This is a genomic window from Rhodopseudomonas pentothenatexigens, assembly GCF_900218015.1.
Classification (GTDB): domain Bacteria; phylum Pseudomonadota; class Alphaproteobacteria; order Rhizobiales; family Xanthobacteraceae; genus Rhodopseudomonas; species Rhodopseudomonas pentothenatexigens.
The window spans coordinates 1-20,724 of sequence record NZ_UFQQ01000001.1; the positions used below are offsets into that span (position 1 = coordinate 1).

16 protein-coding genes, 1 tRNA gene and 2 pseudogenes are annotated in these 20,724 nt (G+C 66.0%); 14 read left to right on the top strand and 5 right to left on the bottom strand.

Annotated elements, in window-relative coordinates:
• From DWA33_RS25665 to DWA33_RS00030, 7 genes and pseudogenes are all read left to right on the top strand, one after another.
• Nucleotides 1-103: pseudogene (locus DWA33_RS25665) on the top strand (integrase core domain-containing protein); the annotation flags it as partial.
• A pseudogene (locus DWA33_RS00005) lies at nucleotides 82-261 on the top strand (integrase core domain-containing protein); the annotation flags it as partial. The pseudogenes DWA33_RS25665 and DWA33_RS00005, both read left to right, overlap by 22 nt.
• Before the next feature lie 67 nt (nucleotides 262-328).
• Nucleotides 329-1,759, top strand: a complete 1,431-nt coding sequence (locus tag DWA33_RS00010; protein WP_114356082.1) for an amidase — start codon at nucleotides 329-331, stop codon at nucleotides 1,757-1,759.
• An 89-nt stretch (nucleotides 1,760-1,848) separates the two neighbouring features.
• Nucleotides 1,849-2,424 carry a hypothetical protein gene (locus DWA33_RS00015; protein ID WP_114356083.1) on the top strand — a complete coding sequence of 192 codons (576 nt, stop codon included), beginning with the start codon at nucleotides 1,849-1,851 and terminating at the stop codon, nucleotides 2,422-2,424.
• 149 nt (nucleotides 2,425-2,573) lie between these two features.
• Complete coding sequence (locus tag DWA33_RS00020) at nucleotides 2,574-3,704, top strand: 8-amino-7-oxononanoate synthase (RefSeq protein WP_114356084.1); 1,131 nt, start codon at nucleotides 2,574-2,576, stop codon at nucleotides 3,702-3,704.
• On the top strand, nucleotides 3,701-4,339 hold the full coding sequence (gene bioD / locus DWA33_RS00025; RefSeq protein WP_114356085.1) for a dethiobiotin synthase: 639 nt from the start codon (nucleotides 3,701-3,703) through the stop codon (nucleotides 4,337-4,339). The genes DWA33_RS00020 and bioD overlap by 4 nt, the downstream gene beginning before the upstream one ends.
• Nucleotides 4,336-5,613 (top strand): adenosylmethionine--8-amino-7-oxononanoate transaminase, encoded by a 1,278-nt coding sequence (locus tag DWA33_RS00030; protein ID WP_114356086.1) that lies wholly within the window; start codon nucleotides 4,336-4,338, stop codon nucleotides 5,611-5,613. The genes bioD and DWA33_RS00030 overlap by 4 nt, the downstream gene beginning before the upstream one ends.
• A 253-nt stretch (nucleotides 5,614-5,866) precedes the next feature.
• Here the strand turns inward: DWA33_RS00030 and DWA33_RS00035 are convergent, their stop codons facing one another.
• From DWA33_RS00035 to DWA33_RS00050, 4 genes are all read right to left on the bottom strand, one after another.
• Entirely contained in the window at nucleotides 5,867-6,478 is a 612-nt protein-coding gene (locus tag DWA33_RS00035; RefSeq protein ID WP_114356087.1) for a hypothetical protein, read from the bottom strand.
• Between the two features lie 18 nt (nucleotides 6,479-6,496).
• Complete coding sequence (locus tag DWA33_RS00040) at nucleotides 6,497-7,162, bottom strand: CerR family C-terminal domain-containing protein (protein ID WP_244601160.1); 666 nt, start codon at nucleotides 7,160-7,162, stop codon at nucleotides 6,497-6,499.
• A 235-nt stretch (nucleotides 7,163-7,397) separates the two neighbouring features.
• A complete protein-coding gene (gene glnA, locus DWA33_RS00045) occupies nucleotides 7,398-8,807 on the bottom strand; it encodes a type I glutamate--ammonia ligase (protein ID WP_114356089.1) in 1,410 nt (469 codons plus the stop codon).
• Between the two features lie 86 nt (nucleotides 8,808-8,893).
• Nucleotides 8,894-9,232: a P-II family nitrogen regulator gene (locus DWA33_RS00050; RefSeq protein WP_011158515.1), complete on the bottom strand. Its 339-nt coding sequence runs from the start codon at nucleotides 9,230-9,232 to the stop codon at nucleotides 8,894-8,896.
• A gap of 408 nt (nucleotides 9,233-9,640) precedes the next feature.
• Here DWA33_RS00050 and DWA33_RS00055 point away from each other — a divergent pair, with 408 nt between their 5' ends.
• Entirely contained in the window at nucleotides 9,641-11,140 is a 1,500-nt protein-coding gene (locus DWA33_RS00055) for an NAD(P)H-hydrate dehydratase (RefSeq protein ID WP_114356090.1), read from the top strand.
• A gap of 219 nt (nucleotides 11,141-11,359) precedes the next feature.
• On the opposite strand, the gene DWA33_RS00060 is transcribed toward DWA33_RS00055, so the two are convergent.
• Nucleotides 11,360-12,685 (bottom strand): multicopper oxidase family protein, encoded by a 1,326-nt coding sequence (locus tag DWA33_RS00060; RefSeq protein ID WP_114356349.1) that lies wholly within the window; start codon nucleotides 12,683-12,685, stop codon nucleotides 11,360-11,362.
• Between the two features lie 149 nt (nucleotides 12,686-12,834).
• On the opposite strand from DWA33_RS00060, the gene DWA33_RS00065 reads away from it, so the two are divergent.
• The 6 genes from DWA33_RS00065 (at nucleotide 12,835) to DWA33_RS00090 (ending at nucleotide 20,723) form a co-directional block, all read left to right on the top strand.
• Nucleotides 12,835-12,919 (top strand) — tRNA-Leu (locus tag DWA33_RS00065).
• A gap of 147 nt (nucleotides 12,920-13,066) precedes the next feature.
• Nucleotides 13,067-14,425: a trigger factor gene (tig, locus tag DWA33_RS00070; RefSeq protein ID WP_114356091.1), complete on the top strand. Its 1,359-nt coding sequence runs from the start codon at nucleotides 13,067-13,069 to the stop codon at nucleotides 14,423-14,425.
• A 312-nt stretch (nucleotides 14,426-14,737) separates the two neighbouring features.
• Entirely contained in the window at nucleotides 14,738-15,376 is a 639-nt protein-coding gene (locus DWA33_RS00075; protein ID WP_114356092.1) for an ATP-dependent Clp protease proteolytic subunit, read from the top strand.
• 387 nt (nucleotides 15,377-15,763) lie between these two features.
• Nucleotides 15,764-17,038 carry an ATP-dependent Clp protease ATP-binding subunit ClpX gene (clpX, locus tag DWA33_RS00080; RefSeq protein ID WP_114356093.1) on the top strand — a complete coding sequence of 425 codons (1,275 nt, stop codon included), beginning with the start codon at nucleotides 15,764-15,766 and terminating at the stop codon, nucleotides 17,036-17,038.
• Between the two features lie 322 nt (nucleotides 17,039-17,360).
• On the top strand, nucleotides 17,361-19,793 hold the full coding sequence (gene lon / locus DWA33_RS00085) for an endopeptidase La (RefSeq protein WP_114356094.1): 2,433 nt from the start codon (nucleotides 17,361-17,363) through the stop codon (nucleotides 19,791-19,793).
• Between the two features lie 342 nt (nucleotides 19,794-20,135).
• The gene (locus DWA33_RS00090; RefSeq protein WP_114356095.1) at nucleotides 20,136-20,723 is read left to right on the top strand and encodes a DUF4433 domain-containing protein; all 588 of its coding nucleotides are present in this window, start codon (nucleotides 20,136-20,138) and stop codon (nucleotides 20,721-20,723) included.
• Nucleotide 20,724: the final 1 nt, after the last annotated feature.

The window sequence follows — 20,724 nt, forward strand, 5'->3', positions numbered from 1 at the left end:
GAGGCAATGCTGCGCGAGCTCGGCATCGTGCACCGTTACACTCGGCCTTACCGCCCCCAGACCAACGGCAAGATCGAGCGCTTCTGGCGGACCCTCGACGACGACGTGATCGACGGAGCCACCTTCGACAACCTCGACCACTTCGCCAACGAGTTGTTCGAATACATGGTCTATTACAACAACTTCCGGCCCCACCAGGCCCTCGGCGGCAAAACCCCGAAGGACTTCGCCGCCGACAAAAAAATCCGATCAACGAATTAGTGAACTCGCACAGCAATGACGGGGCGAGGTGGTAATAACAATAATGTTGAAGCGGGGGAGGCCCATCATGGCGTTCAAGGACTACGACAATTACGACGGTGTTGGCCTCGCCGAACTGGTCCGCAGCAAGCAGGTGTCCGCGGCCGAACTGCTCGACGAGGCGATCGCGCGCACCGAGGCGGTCGATCCCAAGCTCAACGCCGTCGTCGTCCGCCACGACGACTACGCGCGCAAGCAGATCGAAGCCGGGCTGCCGGATGGTCCGTTCACCGGCGTGCCGTTTCTCTTGAAGGATCTCGATCTGCTCGCCGGCACGCGCACCACTTTCGGCGCCAGCCTGTACAAGGATTTCGTCGCGCCCCACACCGGCACGCTGGCGCAGCGGTTTCTGAACGCCGGCGTCACCGTGTTCGGCAAGAGCGCCAGCCCGGAATTCGGCCTGATGCCGACCACCGAGTCGCGACTGCACGGACCGACCCGCAATCCGTGGAATATTGATCATTCCTCCGGCGGCTCGTCGGGCGGCGCGGCGGCGGCGGTCGCGGCGCGGATCCTGCCGGTGGCGCATGCCAGCGACGGTGGCGGCTCGATCCGGATTCCGGCCTCGGCCTGCGGCGTGTTCGGGCTGAAGCCGACGCGGGCGCGAAATCCGATCGGGCCGGATCGCGGCGCCGGCTGGGGCGGCTTTGCCTGCGGCCATGTCGTGAGTATCAGCGTGCGCGACAGCGCCGCGATGTTGGATGCGCTGCACGGTCCGGAGCCGTCGAGCCCCTACGTCGCGCCGCCGCCGCAGCGGCCGTTCGCCGACGAGGTCGGCCGCGATCCGGGGCGGTTACGGATCGCGTTCACCGACCGCTCGACCTATGGCGATGCGATCGATCCGGAAGTCGCCGCGGCGGTGCGTGATACCGCAAGGCTGCTCGAAGGCCTCGGCCATCACGTCGAGGAACGTGCGCCGCTGTTGCCGGCCGATCCGGCGGAAGTGATCGCCACCATCGTCGCTTGCAACACCGGCCTTGCGGTGCGGCTCGCCGAGCAGACCTTCGGCCGGCCGATGACCGAGAGCGATTTCGAGGTGCTGACGCTGGCGTCGGCCGCCAATGCGCGCAAGGCCAGCGGCGTCGATTACTGCGCCGCCGAGCTTATCGCGTTTCAGATATCGCGCGCGCTGGCCGATTTCTTCACCGACGTCGATGTCTTCCTGTCGCCGACGCTGTGCGCACTGCCGCTGCGGATCGGCGAGATCGACACCATGGCACGCGATCTGTCCGGGATCAGCCCGACGCTGCGCCGGTACATTCCGGGGACCAGCCTTGCTAATATGTCGGGGCAACCGGCGATGTCAGTGCCGCTGGCGTGGAGTGCGAGCGGCTTGCCGATCGGAATGATGTTCGCGGCAAAGTTCGGCGAAGAAGCGACGCTGTTGCGTCTCGCCGCGCAGTTCGAGCGCGAACGGCCGTGGAAAACTCGGCGTCCACCGGTCTGTGCCTCGACATAGCCACACAAAATAGAAACCAGCGACCATTGTCGGCGTTGACGTGCTCGGCCGAGGTGTTTTCTTCGCGCCGAAGCTGGGGGAGCCTTGTATTGACTGCCAACGACCCAACGGATGAAGCCCTCGCGGCGATCGCGAGCATCTTCGAAAAGACCGACAGCGCGCCGGAGAAGCGCGACCAGGCGGTATCGGAGGAGGATTCGTCCGACGCTTCGCAGCCGGACGACGAGCCTGACGAGCAGCGCGCGGCTGACCAGGTGGAATCCGCACACGCGGAATCTGGACAGGACCAATCCGAACAGGACGATTCCGATCAGACCGCCGCGATCGTCGGCGATCCGCAGCGCGATGCCGAGACGCCGGAGCGCGATCCGGCGGACGACGATCTCGAACGCTATACCCGCGAAGGGCCGGGACCGCTCGACGCGCTGCGTTTCAAGTGGCGGCTGCGGCGCGACGAGCGCGGCTACTTCGTCGACGAGACGATCGGGGCCAGCGTGCATCCGATCATCACCGGTCCGCTGTCGCGCGCCGACGCGATCGCCTTCATCGAAAACCGCGATGCCGAGACGCGGCGGCGGTTCGAAGCGTTGCGCAACGAGATTGTGATGGGCCCCTCCGAGCGCGGCTATGAAGAAGACGGTGACGAGGCGGACGACGGGCGCTAAGCAGACGTCGCGCGCTGACCGACCGCAAGCGGCGCGAACCGTCGTCGCGCCGCGGTCGTGCGCCTTCGAACTTCAACACCTGCGACGGCAGGAGGTCTGATCGTCGATATTCCGTCTGGCGATCGGCTGCACCTCCGGGACGATCATCGATGTATCAGAGCCTCGAAGCCGATCTGCGCTCGCTCGAAGACGCGGGCCGGCGTCGCAAGCTCCAGCCGCGCGCCGGTGTCGACTTCACCTCCAACGACTATCTCGGCCTCGCCGAGTCCGAGGAACTGCGCGAGGCCGCTGCCGACGCGATCGCGCGCGGCGTGCCGATCGGCGCCGGCGGCTCGCGGCTGCTGCGCGGCAATCACGACGAACACCTGGCGCTCGAAGCCGAGGCGGCCGATTACTTCGGCGCCGAGACCGCACTGTATTTCGGCGGCGGTTTCGGCGCCAATCATGCGATCTTCGCGACGCTGCCGCAGCGCGGCGACCTCGTGCTGTACGACGAACTGATCCACGCCAGCGCGCACGAGGGCATGCGCCGCGGCCGTGCCGCTTGCGAGAGCGTGCCGCACAACGACGTCGCGGCGTTCGATGCGCGGCTGCGGCAGTGGCGCGCGGCCGGCGGCCGCGGGAGCGCCTGGATCGCGATCGAAAGCGTGTACAGCATGGACGGCGACAGCGCGCCGATCGCCGACTTTCTCGCGGTGGCGGATCGGCACGACGCCGTGCTGGTGATCGACGAGGCGCACGCCACCGGCGTGGTCGGGCCGGAGGGCCGCGGACTGGCCGCGGCGTTCGAGGGCCGTCCCAACGTGATCACGCTGCACACCTGCGGCAAGGCGCTCGGCACCATGGGCGGTTTCGTGCTCGGCCCCAAGATCGTGCGCGACTTCCTGGTCAATCGGGCGCGGCCGTTCATCTTTGCCACCGCGCCGTCGCCGCTGATCGCGGCGGTGACGCGGGCGGCGCTCGACATCAGCCGCACCCGGCCGGAGCGGCGGCAGCGGCTCGCCGCGCTGGTGGCGTTCGCGGATCGCGAGCTGAAGCAGCGCTGCGGCGTCGTCTCGTCGGGATCGCACATCCTGCCGATCATCGTCGGCGCCAACCACACCGCGGTGGCGCTCGCCGCATCGCTGCAGCGGCGCGGCTTCGACGTCCGCGCGATCCGGCCGCCGACCGTGCCCGAAGGCACCGCGCGGCTGCGCATCGCGCTCAGCGCCAATCTGTCGGAGGAGGTGATCGCCTCGCTGTTCGCTGCGCTCGCCGAAGACATCAGGGCCGCCGCATGAGCGCGCGGATCGTCGTCACCGGTACCGACACCGGCATCGGCAAGACCGTGTTCGCCGCCGCGCTCGCCGGCGCGCTGGACGCGACCTATTGGAAGCCGGTGCAGTCCGGCCTGGAAGACGAAACCGACTCCCGCGCGGTGCAGCGGCTGTCGGGGCTCGCCGCAGAACGTATCCTGCCGGAGCGTTACCGGCTCAAGACGCCGGCGTCGCCGCATCTCGCCGCGGCGATCGACGGCGTCGGCATCGAGATCGACGCGCTCGATCTGCCGGATCTGCCGCGTCCGCTGGTGGTCGAGGGAGCCGGCGGCCTGATGGTGCCGCTGACCCGCGAAATCACCTACATCGACGTGTTCGCGCGCTGGGGAGCGCCGCTGGTGCTGTGCGCCCGCACCTCGCTCGGCACCATCAACCACACGCTGCTGTCGATCGAGGCGATCCGGGCGCGCGGCATTCCGCTGCTGGGCGTCGCTTTCCTCGGTGAAGAAAACGCCGACTCCGAGCAGATCATCACCGAGCTCGGTAGCACCCCACGGCTCGGCCGGCTGCCGTGGCTGGCGTCGCTCGACGCCGCCGCGCTGCGCGCGGCCTTCGCCGCGGCGTTCGATCCGCGGGATTTTCTTGGAGACGCACCATGAGCCACTCCTCGCCGGTCTGGCACCCGTTCACCCAGCATGCAGTGCAGGGTGAGACGCCGACCATCGTGCGCGGCGAGGGCGCCTGGCTCGAAGCCGAGGACGGCCGCCGAATCTTCGACGCGATCAGTTCGTGGTGGGTGGTGACCCATGGCCACCGCCATCCGGCGATCATCGCCGCGATCAAGCAGCAGGCCGACCGGCTCGACCAGGTGATCTTCGCCGGCTTCACCCATCCGCCGGCCGAACAGCTCGCACGGCGTCTGGTCGAGATCACGCCGCCGGAGCTGACGCATGTGTTCTACTCCGACAGCGGCTCGACCGCGGTCGAGGTCGGGCTGAAGATGGCGCTCGGCTATTGGCTGCACTCGGGCGAGAACCGGCGGCGCATCCTGGCGCTGGAGGGTGCGTATCACGGCGACACGATCGGCGGCATGTCGGTCGGCGAGCGCGGCGTGTTCAACGCGCCTTACGATCCGCTGCTGTTCGACGTCAGCCGGCTGCCGTTCCCGCGCGCCGGCGCCGAGCAGGCGACGCTGGACGCGCTGGAGCAGGCGTGCCGCGCCGAGGCGATCGCGGCGCTGATCGTCGAGCCCCTGGTGCTCGGGGCCGGCGGCATGCTGATCTATCCGCCCTGGGTGCTGGCCGAAATGGCGCGGATCTGCAAGGCGCACGGCGTGCTGCTGATCGCCGACGAGGTGATGACCGGCTGGGGCCGCACCGGCACGCTGTTCGCGTGCGAACAGGCGAACGTCGTGCCCGACATCGCCTGCTACTCGAAGGGACTGACCGGCGGCTCGGTGCCGCTGGCGGTGACGATGTGCCGGCGCGAAATCTTCGACGCGCATTTCTCCACCGACCGGCGCAAGACGTTCTTCCATTCCAGCTCCTACACCGCCAATCCGATCGCCTGCGCGGCGGCGCTGGCCAATCTGCAGGTGTGGGGAAGCGAGCCGGTGCGGCAGCGGATCGATGATCTCGCCGCCGTCCACGCGCGCGCGCTGGATCGCTTTCGCGACGATGTGCGGTTCAGCAATGTCCGCCAGATCGGCACCATCGCCGCGGTCGATCTCGAGGTCGGCGACAGCGGCTATCTCGCCGATGTCGGGCCGCGGCTCTACGCCTACTTCGTCGGCCGCGGCCTCTTGGTCCGTCCGCTCGGCAACACGATCTATCTGATGCCGCCGTATTGCAGCACGGCGGCGGAGATCGAGACTGTATATCAGGCGATCGCCGCCGCGCCGGAGGCGCTGGCGCGCGGGAGCGGTGTGGGCTGAGCGGCGTATGGGAGCACTGCGGTCGCGTGCGGAAGCTACAAGCTAACGACGTCGACAATAGACAAAACCTCATGGTGAGGAGGCGCGAAGCGCCGTCTCGAACCATGTGCCGCGAGTCCGTGCGGCGCCTCATCCTTCGAGACGCCCGGCTGCGCCGGGCTCCTCAGGATGAGGAGCCCGTGCTTTGTGGGCGCTATCGATTCGACTCGTCGACGAAGCGTTCGAGGCGAGGGAGAGAGCTGGCTGTCTGCTGTTACTTCGTCTTGGTGAACGCCTGCGAGATCCGGGCCCAGGTCTTCTCGTAGACCGCGGCGGTTTCGTCGAGGCCGGCCTTCAGCGCGTTCCATGTCTCGTCGCCGGCGGCCGACAATTGCGTCAGCTTCGGGCCGAGCATCTTCTCGGTTTCTTCGGTCCAGCGGCGCAGCGAGGATTCCATTTCCTTGCGGCCCTGTTCGAGCGCGGATGCGGCGCTGGTCTGGATCGTCTCCAGCGACGCTAGGAACGCCTGGCGCTGCGCTTCGGCGCGGGCGGCGAGCGCGTCCTTGACGAGGCCGGCCTGGTCGCCGGCGGTGCCGAGGAATTTCTGGAACGCGAGTTCGACCTCGTTCCACTGCGCCGAGACCGCCGCCAGCGCCGCGTCGGTGACCTGCTTCGACTCGCCGAGATCGGCCTGCAGGGCCGTCACCTTGGCCTGGAAGGCGTCGCGCGCGGTGCGGAATTGCGCCAGCGCTTCCTCAGCCTTCGCGCTCGACGCTTCGCCGAGCTTGGCGACACCTTCCTCGATCTTGGCGATGGTCGCGGCGGATTCGTCGAGCTTCTGCTTGGTCCATTCCAGGTAGGCTTGAGTGAGATCGGGCTTGGTCATGGCAGCCTCCTTTTGACGTCAGGCCGTGGGTGAGGGGTGAACTCCGGATGCGGAGCCGAGCGGCGGATGGGCGATGGACGGATCATCGGAGCGGATGCCGAGCAGTTCGGCCAACGCCAGCCGCCGCACCGCCATCTCCACGGTCCGCTTGCGCGCGGCGTCGAATGTGTCCCAGCCGAGTGAACTCAGCATGACGTTGCGCAGCGTGCGGAAGTTGGAGATCGCGCCGAGCACGATGGCGACCCGGACTTTCAGATCCGCATCGTCCGGGGAACGGCCGGTGGCGGCGGCGACCTCCGCGATCAGCGCGGCCTGAAACCGCGCGACCGACTGGTAATAGATGATGCGGAAGGCGTCGTCGGCATCACGCTCGCAGCGGACGAAGAACACGGTCCAGGCCTCCGGCTCCTCGTCGCCGGCGATGAACTGGAAGAACCGCGTCACCACCGCGTCGATGTGGCGGACCGGATCGGCGGCAGCGGTGCGGAGCTGGTCAATCAGCGGCTCGATGCGGGATCGCATATAGTCGGCGATCGCCTGCGCGGCTGCCAGGTACAGCTCGCGCTTGCCGCCGAAATGATACGGGATCGCCGCTTGATTGACTTTTGCCCGCTCGGTGAGTTGACGGGTGGTGGCGCCGTCGTAGCCGACCGAGCCGAACACCTCGATCGCCGCCTCGATCATGCGAGCACGAGTATCGTGGCTTTGCCCGCCAAGCGCGGGCCGGAGCAGGGCGGTGTGTCCGTTGGACTTCATGGTCGACGCCTCATTGGCGTCTGTTTAATTCATTCGAATGAATGGGACTTTGAGCTGGATCAAACGGCGCCGGTGATCTGCGGACCAGCTGCGGGTGTCGACGGGCAAAGAAAAAGGCGCCCCGCGAGGAGCGCCTTCTCCCTGAGTGATGTCGCCGAAGCGCTTAGTACGAGTAGTACATCTCGAACTCGACCGGGTGCGGGGTCATTTCGAACCGCGCGACTTCGGTCATCTTCAGCTCGATATAGGCGTCGATGAAGTCGTCGTCGAACACGCCGCCGGCCTTGAGGAAGGCGCGGTCCTTGTCGAGGTTCTCGAGCGCCTCGCGGAGCGAACCGCAGACCGTCGGGATCTGCTTCAGCTCTTCCTTCGGCAGGTCGTACAGGTCCTTGTCCATCGCCGGACCCGGATCGATCTTGTTCTTGATGCCGTCGAGGCCGGCCATCAGCATCGCGGCGAAGCCGAGATAGGGGTTGGCCATCGGGTCCGGGAAGCGGACTTCGACGCGCTTGGCCTTCGGCGAGGTGGTGTAGGGGATGCGGCACGAGGCCGAACGGTTGCGGGCCGAATAGGCCAGCAGCACCGGCGCTTCATAGCCCGGGACCAGACGCTTGTAGGAGTTGGTTGACGGGTTGGTGAAGGCGTTGATCGCCTTGGCGTGCTTGATGATGCCGCCGATGTAGTGCAGGCAGGTTTCCGACAGGTCGGCGTATTTGTTGCCGGCGAAGGTCGGCTTGCCGTCCTTCCAGATCGACTGGTGCACGTGCATGCCCGAGCCGTTGTCGCCGAACACCGGCTTCGGCATGAAGGTCGCGGTCTTGCCGTAGATGTGGGCGACCTGATGGATGCAGTACTTGTAGATCTGCATCTGGTCGGCCATGTGGGTCAGGGTGTCGAACTTCATGCCGAGCTCGTGCTGGGCAGACGCGACTTCGTGGTGATGCTTCTCGACCTTGACGCCCATCTTGGCCATCGCGCCGAGCATCTCCGAGCGCATGTCCTGCACCGAGTCCTGCGGCGGCACCGGGAAGTAACCGGCCTTGGTGCGGATGCGGTGGCCGAGGTTGCCGCCCTCGTACTCGGTGTCGGAGTTGGTCGGCAGTTCCGACGAGTCGAGCTTGAAGCCGGTGTTGTACGGGTTCGCCGAATAGCGCACGTCGTCGAACACGAAGAACTCGGCTTCGGGACCGACGAACACGGTGTCGCCGATGCCGAGCGCCTTGACCTGGGCTTCCGCCTTCTTGGCGATGCCGCGCGGGTCGCGGTTGTAGGGCTCGCCGGTCGACGGCTCGAGGATGTCGCAGGTGATCACCATGGTGGTCTCTGCGAAGAACGGATCGATCGTCGCGGTCGACGGATCGGGCATCAGCATCATGTCGGACTCGTTGATCGCCTTCCAGCCGGCGATCGAGGAACCGTCGAACATGGTGCCTTCGGAGAAGATCTCCTCGTCGATCATCGACACGTCGAAAGTGACGTGCTGCCACTTGCCGCGCGGATCGGTGAAACGCAGGTCGACGTATTTCACGTCGTTGTCCTTGATGGATTTCAGGACTTCTTTAGCGGTCGTCATGAGTACCCCTTTGCTTCGGGTCGTCGTGAAACGGCGGCCGCACGGCCGCCAGGTGATGCGATCAGTCGAGGTGATAGGCCGGGTGCTTAGATGGCGTCCAGTCCGGATTCGCCCGTCCTGATGCGGATGGCTTCTTCGATGTTGGAGACGAAAATCTTGCCGTCACCGATCCGGCCGGTCTGGGCAGCGCGTCGGATGGCGTCGATCGCCTTCTCGACCAGGTCGTCGGCGATCACGATCTCGATCTTCACCTTGGGCAGGAAGTCGACGATGTACTCGGCGCCGCGATACAGCTCGGCGTGCCCCTTCTGCCGCCCGAAGCCCTTGGCTTCGGTGACGGTGATCCCCTGCAATCCGACTTCCTGCAGCGCTTCCTTGACCTCGTCGAGCTTGAACGGCTTGATGATGGCTTCGATCTTCTTCACTTACACTCTCCCCGGACTTCCCACGTCGTGAGTCGGCATGTGTATGCCAGATTGCGCGACGCTGCGCAGTTGATCGATGACCGCGGCCGATTGGGTGAGCAATCCCGTTTCTGAATCCCGCCAGGCCGGAACTCGGAACGGTCGTGCGCAGACCCCGCCTTTGCAGGCGAGCGCGAGGATCGAAACTGGCTTCCGTAAAAGCAGGGTCCGTGCCAATTTGCGCAGCAGCCGATTGTGAAGCTTTATCAGGATATTAATCGGGCGTATGGCCCACTGAGCGAATGCAGAACGGGCTTTGCCTGATTAATCGTTAGGCAAATAGCTAGTCTATTGTGCAGCAGGCGGGTCGTGTCGGTTTGGGATCAATGAAGCTGCCTTCGCTGCAGGCGACTGTACCGGGAATTGGGCATGGAACTGTTGACGCCGGCTGAGATGGACCGCGCCGATCTGCTGACGATCGCCGGCGGATCGTCGGGGTTCGCACTGATGCTGCACGCCGGCCGCCATGTCGCCCAGGCGGCGATGGAATTGGCCGAGCCGGGCCCGATCCTGGTGATCGCCGGACCGGGCAATAACGGCGGCGACGGGCTGATCGCCGCCACCGAATTGGTGGCGCTGGGGCGCACGGTGCACGTGATGCTGCTGGGCGAGCGCGATGCGCTGAAGGGCGATGCGGCGATGGCGGCACGGGAGTGGAAAGGGCCGCTGCTGCCGTTCCTGACCCAGTCGATCGGCTCGCCGGCCCTGATCGTCGACGCGCTGTTCGGCTCCGGGCTCAACCGGCCGGTGAAGGATCAAGCGCTGGAGATCATCGAGGCGGTGAACCACAGCGGCGTGCCGGTGCTGGCGGTCGACCTGCCGAGCGGCATCAACGGCGCCACCGGCGCGGTGATGGGCGCGGCGATCCGGGCGCGCGAGACCGTCACCTTCTTCCGCCGCAAGATCGGCCATCTGTTGCTGCCCGGTCGGCTGCATTGCGGCAAGGTCCGGCTGGTCGACATCGGCATCGAGCCGGCGGTGCTCGACGAGATCCGGCCGCAGGCGTTCGAGAACGATCCCGATTTGTGGCTGCCGGATTTCCCGGTGCCGCGCGCCGACGGCCACAAATACGGCCGCGGCCACGCCGTGGTGGTGTCCGGCGAGCTGTCGCAGACCGGGGCGGCGCGGCTGGCGGCGCGCGGTGCGCTGCGCGCCGGCGCGGGCCTGGTGACGGTGGCGTCGCCGCGCGACGCGCTGGCGGTCAACGCCGCCGCGCTGACAGCCGTGATGGTGCGGCCGGTCGATACCGCCGACGAGCTCGGCGCGATGCTGGCGGACCGGCGCTTCAACGCGGTCGGGATCGGGCCGGGTGCGGGAATCGGCGAGGCGACCCAGGGCAAGGTGCTGGCGGCGCTGGCGGCGGGACCTGCGGTGGTGCTCGACGCCGATGCGCTGACCAGCTTCGCCGGGCAGCCCGAGGCGCTGTTCGAGGCGATCAAATCCACAAGCAATCCACAGGTTGTCCTGACCCCGCACGAGGGCGAATTTCCACGTCTGTTCAGTGACATGAGCAACAAAAATCCACTTCGCTCGAAACTTGAACGGGTGCGGGTCGCAGCGCAGCGCTCCGGCGCCGTGGTGCTGCTCAAGGGCGCCGACACGGTGGTGGCGGCGCCGGACGGGCGCGCGGCGATCGCCTGCAATGCGCCGCCCTGGCTGGCGACCGCCGGCTCCGGCGACGTGCTGACCGGGATCATCGCCGGCCTGCTGGCGCAGCGGGTGCCGGCGTTCGAGGCGGCCTGCATCGGGGTGTGGATGCACGGCGAGGCGGCATGCGAGGCGGGGCCGGGCCTGATCGCCGAGGACCTGACCGAAACCCTGCCGGCAGTGCATCGGCGGGTCTATGACGAACTTGGGGTGGAGTATTGATGCGACAGCGTCGTGCGCGACGCTTGGTCGGAAAATCGGCCGATGAGTTCAGGCGCCTCACTCTCCACGCGTCATGCCCGGCCTTGTGCCGGGCATCCACGCCTTGCTGACGGCAACGCAAGACAGGCGTGGATGGCCGGGACGAGCCCGGCCATGACGAGCTGAGAGGCAGGCGTTCTGCCGAAATCGTTGCTGCGTTGAAGGCTTAAAGACCGATGCTCAACTCACCAGATAGCTCCGCAGCAGCCGCGGCTCCGACCATTTCGCCGCATAGGCCTCGATCAGCCACAGCCCCGGATATTCGGCCGCGAAGGCGATGCGCTGGGTCTGGCCGGCGTCGATCGCCAGAGTGTCGAGCCAGAACGGCTTCCAACCGTCGTCGAGCCGGTCGAGCAGCCGGAAGTGATGGCCATGCAGGTGAAACACCATCGGCTGGGTGGCGTGGTTGGTCAGTGCCAGCACCACGGTGCGGCCGCGCTTGACCTGAAAGGCGGGCCCGGCGGCGGGATTGAACTTGTCCGGCGCGAACCAGTCGAGCTGCGCATTGACCAGGGCGCCGAGCAGCAGCTCGGTGCGCAGCGCGCCGCCGAGCGGCAGTTGCGCGGGCAGGCCATTGGCCGGGAACGGCGCCGGCTGCGGCAGCGGCGCGGGGCGCAGCGGCGGATCGCCGGAATACACCAGCCGGGCCAGCGGAACCGGCTTGCCGCCATCGTGCAGCGTGATCGCGGCGCTCGATCCGGGCGGCTTCAGCGCGTCGATCAGGACGTCGACCCGGCCACCGGCGGCGATCACCAGCGCTCCGCCGCGCGCCAGGAATGGCTCGGCCGGCTGGCTGTCGAGGGCCATGACCCAGACATTGTGATCCTCGATTCGAAGCGCAATCACATTGCGTTGGCAGGCGTTGATGAAGCGGAATCTGAAACGCCCATGGGTCCGGACCGCAAGCTCGGCCGAGGGCTGGCCGTTGACGGTGTACAGCCACGGCATGGCGCCGACGTCGACGCCGGAGGGGCGCAGCTTGCCGTCCTCGCCGAGCCGGAAATCCTCGATCAGCACCACCTGGTCGCCGTCGACCTGCGGCGGCTCGGATTCGGCGACAACCAGCGGCAGCGCCGGCATCGGCGCCGTCCCGGCGTCGGCGGTCAGGCGCAGGTCGGCCAGCAGCGTGCCGGCGGATCGCAAGGGCAGCAGAAAGCGGTCGCTGCCGCCGGGCGGCACCGGCTTGGTCTTGACCAGCGGCTCGGCGGCGACGGCGCCGTCGAGGCCGCGCAGAGTCAGCAGTGCCGGCTGGTCGAGCTGGTTGGCGAACTCGACCGCGACCTCGTCACCGCGCCTCAGTGCCGGCCCGTCGAGGCTCAGCGCCGGCCGCCCGACCGGTGCAGCGCCCGGCTTCAGCACGATGGTGCCGGGCGCGGCGCTGATTGTCAGCGATTTGCGAGCCGGCGCCGCAGCGGCGTCGCCGATCTGGAGCGCCGGCGTGATCGCAGCGGCACCGAGGCCGGCGAGCACGGTGCGACGGGACAGGGCAGGCGGCTGATCGGTCATCATTGGATGCGGACCATGTTCGCCGCCCGCTGTCCAGTCTGCGGCGGCCCGCCGCGGTCGGCGAAGCTGCTGGTTTCTCTTGATACGCGACCACAATGTCATGTTATAAGCCGCCGCCCGCGGCATCGCGGCCGGACATGATGCTCTTCGCGGGCGTGGCGGAATTGGTAGACGCGCTGGATTTAGGTTCCAGTGACGAAAGTTGTGGGGGTTCGAGTCCCTCCGCCCGCACCACGCAAGTGGCTTTGCTCATGACGATTTTCCGGAGGGCCGTCTCCCAGGACGGATATCCGCCAACCCGATGATGCAGGCTGCAAGGCCGCATCGCAGTTCGACCATTTCCGGTCCTTCGGCCGGAGCCAAGAGAAGAAGATTGACGCCATGCAGGTCAAGGAAACCGTTGCCGACGGATTGAAGCGCGAATTCCAGGTCAGTGTCCCGGCTGCGGACATCGATGCCAAGGTCGACGAGCGCCTCGCCGATCTGAAGGACAAGGTGCGCCTCAACGGCTTTCGTCCGGGCAAGGTGCCGACCGCTCATCTGAAGCGCGTCTACGGCCGCTCGGTCGCCGCCGAGACCATCGACAAGCTGGTCCGCGACACCAACGACGGCATCTTCTCGGAGCGCGGCTTCCGGCTCGCCACCGAGCCGAAGATCACCATGCCGCAGGACCAGAAGGAGATCGAGGACATCCTCGAGGGCAAGTCCGATCTCACCTACACCGTGGCGATCGAAGTGGTGCCGACCATCGAGCTGGCCGACTTCAAGAGCTTCTCGGTCGAGAAGCCGGTGGTCGAGGTCGGCGAATCGGACGTCGATGAGGCGATCAAGCGGATCGCCGAGGCCAACCGCAGCTATGCCGACAAGGCCGAGGGCGCCAAGGCCGAGACCGGCGACCGCGTCACCGTGTCGTTCAAGGGCACCATCGACGGCGTGGCGTTCGACGGCGGCACCGGCGAGGACATCCCGGTGGTGATCGGCTCGGCGTCCTTCATTCCGGGCTTCGAGGATCAGCTCGTCGGCATCGCGGTGGGCGAGACCCGCACCATCCAGGTGACGTTCCCGACCAACTATGCCAGCGAGACGCTGGCCGGCAAGCCGGCCGAGTTCGAGACCACCGCGACCAAGCTCGAGGCGCCGCAGGAGACCACGATCGACGACGAGTTCGCCAAGACCCTCGGCATGGAATCGCTCGACAAGCTGAAGGAAGCCGCCAAGGGCCGGCTCGCCGCCGAATACGCCGGCGCCTCGCGCCTGAAGCTGAAGCGCCAGCTGCTCGATCGCCTCGACGAAGCCCACAAGTTCGATGCTCCGCCGTCGCTGATCGAGCAGGAGTTCGAAGTGATGTGGCGGTCGATCAACGCCGAGATGCAGTCGACCGGCAAGACCTTCGCCGACGAGAACACCACCGAGGACGCCGCCAAGGAAGAGTATCGCAAGATCGCCGACCGCCGCGTCCGCCTCGGCCTGGTGCTGTCGGAAATCGGCGAGAAGAACAAGATCCAGGTCACCGACGACGAAGTCAGCCGCGCGGTGATCGAGCGCGCCCGTCAGATGCCGGGCCGCGAGAAGGAAGTCTGGGACTTCTACCGCTCCAATCCGGAAGCGCTGGCCCAGCTCCGCGCCCCGATCTACGAAGACAAGGTGGTCGACTTCATCCTGGAGCTCGCCAACGTGACCGAGAAGCCGGTCACCCGCGAGGAGCTGTACAAGGACGAGGACGACAAGACCGCGGCCTGATCCGCATCGTCTGAGAATCATCTCTGCGGCCGCCGTGACACCGTCACGGCGGCCGTTTTGCATCCTCAGGCACCGTTAACGATGCGGCGTGAAAGCCGTGGCATCGGCAGAGAAAAATCGTTCGTCGGTTTTGCCGGGATCGGCCGAATCGGTATCAACTCAGGGGTGGAAACGGGGGCCACCCTTGTCGCCGGGCAATCGGCTCATATCTGTGACCTCGCTTCACGTCCTGCATCACGGGGCGAACGCCTGCGGCGGAGCCGGTTTTGTCGCTCCCGCGAGCTGTCGCCCTCGACAACCCTCAGGTGATTTATGCGCGATCCGGTGGAAACCTACATGAACCTCGTGCCGATGGTGGTCGAGCAGACCAACCGCGGCGAACGAGCCTACGACATCTTCTCGCGCCTCCTGAAAGAGCGGATCATCTTCGTCACCGGTCCGGTGGAAGACGGCATGTCGACGCTGATCGTCGCCCAGCTGCTGTTCCTCGAAGCGGAAAATCCGAAGAAGGAAATCTCGATGTACATCAACTCGCCGGGCGGGGTGGTGACGTCGGGCCTGGCGATCTACGACACGATGCAGTTCATCCGCCCGCCGGTGTCGACGCTGTGCACCGGCCAGGCCGCCTCGATGGGCTCGCTGCTGCTCGCCGCCGGCCACAAGGACATGCGGTTCTCGCTGCCGAACGCGCGCATCATGGTGCATCAGCCGTCCGGCGGGTTCCAGGGCCAGGCCACCGACATCATGCTGCACGCTCAGGAAATCCTGAACTTGAAGAAGCGGCTGAACGAGATTTACGTGCATCACACCGGCCAGACCTACAAGGCGATCGAGGATGCGCTGGAGCGCGACAAGTTCCTCACCGCCGAGATGGCGCGGGAGTTCGGGATCGTCGACAAGGTGATCGACAAGCGTCCCGAGGATCCGTCGCCGGCGCCGAAGGCGACCTGAGTCGAGCTCCCGAGGTCGCAGGTCCGACCTCGGGGTTCTCACAGGAAAGCCCCAATGTTCCGCTTTCGTGCCGGTATCCCGCGTGACAATGGCGCAACGCTGCGTTGATTTCAGCGACCGAGGGTCGCGCAAGTGCAGCAAATCACGCTAATGTCACGCCGGCCGGGGTCCGGCCGATTAGCGAATTCTTGATAGACGGGTGACAGTCTGATTGGCTGAACCTGATCGATGGAAGTGCTTGGGGGATTCGAACTCGGTCGCAGCTCGCGGCCGGACTGATGCGGGGGTCTTTTCTGGTACGGATTTTGCTCCCATTAATGCTCGTCTGCCGAGCCCGCAAGGACCAGGCGACGACCGGAAGAGACCGAACGGCGGACGGAGATAGAGATGAGTAAGGTCGGTACGAGCGACTCCAAGAACACCCTGTACTGCTCGTTCTGCGGAAAGAGCCAGCACGAGGTCCGCAAGCTGATCGCCGGCCCCACGGTTTTCATCTGCGATGAGTGCGTGGAACTGTGCATGGACATCATCCGCGAGGAGAACAAGTCCTCGCTGGTGAAGTCGCGCGACGGCATTCCGACGCCGAAGGAGATCTGCAAGGTTCTCGACGACTACGTGATCGGCCAGGGCCATGCCAAGAAGGTGCTGTCGGTCGCGGTGCACAACCACTACAAGCGGCTGAACCACCAGACCAAGCACAACGACGTCGAACTGGCGAAGTCGAACATCCTGCTGATCGGTCCGACCGGCTCCGGCAAGACGCTGCTGGCGCAGACGCTGGCGCGGATTCTCGACGTTCCGTTCACGATGGCGGATGCGACGACGCTGACCGAAGCCGGCTATGTCGGCGAGGACGTCGAGAACATCATCCTGAAGCTGCTGCAGGCCGCCGACTACAATGTCGAGCGGGCCCAGCGCGGCATCGTGTATATCGACGAGATCGACAAGATCAGCCGCAAGTCGGACAATCCCTCGATCACCCGCGACGTGTCGGGCGAGGGTGTCCAGCAGGCGCTGCTCAAGATCATGGAAGGCACCGTGGCGTCGGTGCCGCCGCAGGGCGGCCGCAAGCATCCGCAGCAGGAGTTCCTGCAGGTCGACACCACCAACATCCTGTTCATCTGCGGTGGCGCGTTCGCGGGCCTCGAGAAGATCATCTCGTCGCGCGGCCGGTCGACCTCGATCGGTTTCGCGGCCCAGGTGCTGGCGCCGGAAGATCGCCGCACCGGTGAGATCTTCCGCCACGTCGAGCCCGAGGACCTGCTGAAGTACGGGCTGATCCCGGAATTCGTCGGCCGTCTGCCGGTGGTCGCCACCCTGGAAGATCTCGACGAGACCTCGCTGAAGAAGATCCTGACCGATCCGAAGAACGCGCTGGTCAAGCAGTACCAGCGGCTGTTCGAGATGGAGAATGTCGAGCTGACCTTCGCCGACGAGGCGCTGGGTGCGGTCGCCCGCAAGGCGATCGAGCGCAAGACCGGTGCGCGCGGTCTGCGGTCGATCCTGGAGAGCATCCTGCTCGAGACCATGTTCGATCTGCCGGGCCTCGAAGGCGTCGAGGAAGTGGTGATCTCGCGCGAAGTCGTCGAGGGCACCGCGCGCCCGCTGTACATCTACGCCGACCGCACCGATCGTGCGGCCGAGAGCAGCGCCAGCGCCTGAGGCGCGGCCTTCGGAGCGGCGGCCTGCCGGCCGCCGCGGCAACGATCGGAACGGGTCGCCGCCTGTGCTGTCGCGGCCCGCTTCCGCGCATCGGACGCCGGCGCCAAATCCGGACAAAACGTTGCCTTTTCCACGACTTGACACCCCACCGCCGGATAGCCACCTAATCATTCGGCGATGACAAGCGTTTTCAGGATTCGCCTAAACCATCCCGGATACCGAGGCCCTGACCGGCCGACGCAGGCCGGAGACCTCCGCACCTCGTGACGGCAGCGCCGATGGCGGGCCGAGGGCGAGGGGGCAAAACGAAAGGAACGGGGCCATGACCGCCACCAAACCCAGGCCATCGATCACCTACGGCGAAAGCCACTCCTATCCGGTTCTTCCGCTGCGCGACATCGTGGTGTTTCCGCACATGATCGTGCCGCTGTTCGTCGGCCGCGAGAAGTCGATCCGCGCCCTCGAAGAGGTGATGAAGAACGACGCGCTGATCATGCTGGCGACGCAGAAGAACGCGTCCGACGACGATCCGGCACCCGACGCGATCTACGAGATCGGTACGCTCGCCAGCGTGCTGCAGCTGCTGAAGCTGCCCGACGGCACCGTGAAGGTGCTGGTCGAAGGCCTCGCGCGCGCCAAGGTCGACAAGTACACCGATCGCGCCGAATACTACGAGGCCACCGCCGCCGCGCTCGAAGACACCGACGCCAACTCGGTGGAAGCGGAGGCGCTGTCGCGCTCCGTGGTGTCCGACTTCGAGAGCTATGTGAAGCTCAACAAGAAGATCTCGGCCGAAGTCGTCGGCGTGGTGCAGTCGATCACCGACTTCGCCAAGCTCGCCGACACCGTCGCCTCGCATCTCGCCGTCAAGATCGCCGATCGCCAGGGCATCCTGGAGACGCTGTCGGTGACGCAGCGGCTCGAGAAGGTGCTCGGCCTGATGGAGAGCGAGATCTCGGTGCTGCAGGTCGAGAAGCGCATCCGCAGCCGCGTCAAGCGGCAGATGGAGAAGACGCAGCGCGAGTACTATCTCAACGAGCAGATGAAGGCGATCCAGAAGGAGCTCGGCGACGAAGACGGCCGGGACGAGCTCGCCGAGCTCGAAGAGAAGATCGCCAAGACCAAGCTGACCAAGGAAGCGCGGGAGAAGGCGCAGCACGAGCTGAAGAAGCTGCGCCAGATGTCGCCGATGTCCGCGGAAGCGACGGTGGTGCGCAACTATCTCGACTGGCTGCTGTCGATCCCGTGGAACAAGAAGTCCAAGGTGAAGAAGGACCTCGAGGCGGCGCAGGCCGTGCTCGACAGCGATCACTACGGACTCGAGAAGGTCAAGGAGCGGATCGTCGAGTATCTCGCGGTGCAGTCGCGCGCCAACAAGCTGAGCGGTCCGATCCTGTGCCTGGTCGGCCCGCCCGGCGTCGGCAAGACCTCGCTCGGCAAGTCGATCGCCAAGGCCACGGGGCGCGAATTCGTTCGCGTGTCGCTCGGCGGCGTGCGTGACGAGGCCGAGATCCGCGGTCACCGCCGCACCTATATCGGCTCGATGCCCGGCAAGATCATCCAGTCGATGCGCAAGGCGAAGACCTCGAACCCGCTGTTCCTGCTCGACGAGATCGACAAGATGGGCGCCGACTTCCGCGGCGATCCGTCCTCGGCGCTGCTCGAGGTGCTCGACCCCGAACAGAACGGCACCTTCAACGACCACTATCTCGAGGTGGACTACGATCTGTCCAACGTGATGTTCATCACCACGGCGAACACCCTGAACATCCCGGGGCCGCTGATGGACCGCATGGAGATCATCCGGATCGCCGGCTACACCGAGACCGAAAAGCTCGAGATCGCGCGCAAGCACCTGATCCCTCAGGCGCTGACCAAGCACGGCCTCGACTCCAAGGAATGGTCGATCGACGACGACGCGTTGCTGCTGGTGATCCGGCGCTACACCCGTGAAGCGGGCGTGCGCAATCTCGAGCGCGAAATCTCCACGCTGGCCCGCAAGGTCGTCAAGGAGCTGATGCTGTCGAAGAAGAAGTCGGTGCACATCACCGAGAAGCTGATCGAAGAATATCTCGGCGTGCCGAAGTTCCGGTTCGGCGAGATCGAGAAGGACGATCAGGTCGGTGTGGTGACGGGTCTGGCGTGGACCGACGTCGGCGGCGAGCTGCTGACGATCGAAAGCGTGATGATGCCGGGCAAGGGCCGGATGACGGTCACCGGCAATCTGCGCGACGTCATGAAGGAGTCGATCCAGGCGGCGGCGTCCTACGTCCGCAGCCGCGCGATCACCTTCGGGATCGAGCCGCCGTTCTTCGAGCGGCGCGACATCCACGTCCACGTGCCGGAGGGGGCGACCCCGAAGGACGGCCCGTCGGCCGGCGTGGCGATGGCGACTACCATCGTGTCGGTGCTGACCGGCATCCCGATCCGCCGCGACATCGCCATGACCGGCGAGATCACGCTGCGGGGCCGGGTGCTGCCGATCGGCGGCCTGAAGGAGAAGCTGCTCGCCGCGGCGCGCGGCGGCATCAAGACGGTGCTGATCCCCGAGGACAACGCCAAGGATCTCACCGAGATTCCGGACGCGATCAAGGGTGGTCTCAACATCATCCCGGTGGCACGGATGGACGAGGTGATCGCCAACGCGCTGACCCGGGCGCCGATGCCGATCGTGTGGGAAGAGGACACCAAGCTGCCGACCCCGGACAGCACGGAAGCCTCCGACGAAGCCGGCGGCGGCCTGACCGCGCACTGACGCGGCGAGAGACTCACAGAGACAGCGACGGCGCCCTGCGGGGCGCCGTTTGCGTTTGGGAGATCCTCGGCGGGCCTGAGGGGGGGCGCACCCACGAGAAAGTGCTTGGGCGGCGATCAGCGGGCGCGGTTGCAACTCGATTGCCTTTGCAGGGGCAGCGGGGCGCTTCAGGTGTCGAAGAATCCTCGACACCAGGCGGCCATCGCCGGACTTCGGGGTTGATCGTTGCTCGGATTAAGGACTTTCGTGGGGGGCAGCCGCCAACTTGTAAGGATTACTTACAGGTTCGATTCTCGGCGGCGTGAGATCGCCCGCCGTGGGCGTTATCGGGGGTGTTTGGCGATGGACCCGCGCGTTACCGAGCTGCATTGCATCATGCCGATCGTAAATGTCGGCTCGGTGATGACCCACGGCATCCTATCCTACGACGATGCCGCACAGCTCCCGCACCGGTCGGTAGCCCTTCAGCCGGTACAGGACAAGCGCGACCGCAAGCAGGTCCCAGGTGGGCTGAGGTTGCACGAGTACGCGAATCTGTATTTTCATGCCCGCAATCCAATGCTGTTCAAACGGCTAGGCGAAGTCGACGATCTTTGCGTATTGCGGGTGTCAACAGACGTCCTGCGGCTCGAAGGCGCCGTGATCTCGGATCAGAACGCAGCCAGCGACTATGTTCGCTTCCTGCATCCGCGGCAGTGGCGGGCGCTTGATTTCGATGCCATTTATGCAATGGATTGGCGCCATCCGGGCGATCAGATCGCCTATTGGCAACATCGTGCCAAGAAATGTGCCGAGATTCTGGTGCCGCACCGCGTGCATCCGGGCTTTCTGACCGGCGCCTACGCGGTGGACGAGGCCGCGAAGGCCAAGCTGGCCAGCTGCGGATTTGGCCTGCCGATCTGCGTCTCGCCCGTGTTATTCTTCCGATGAG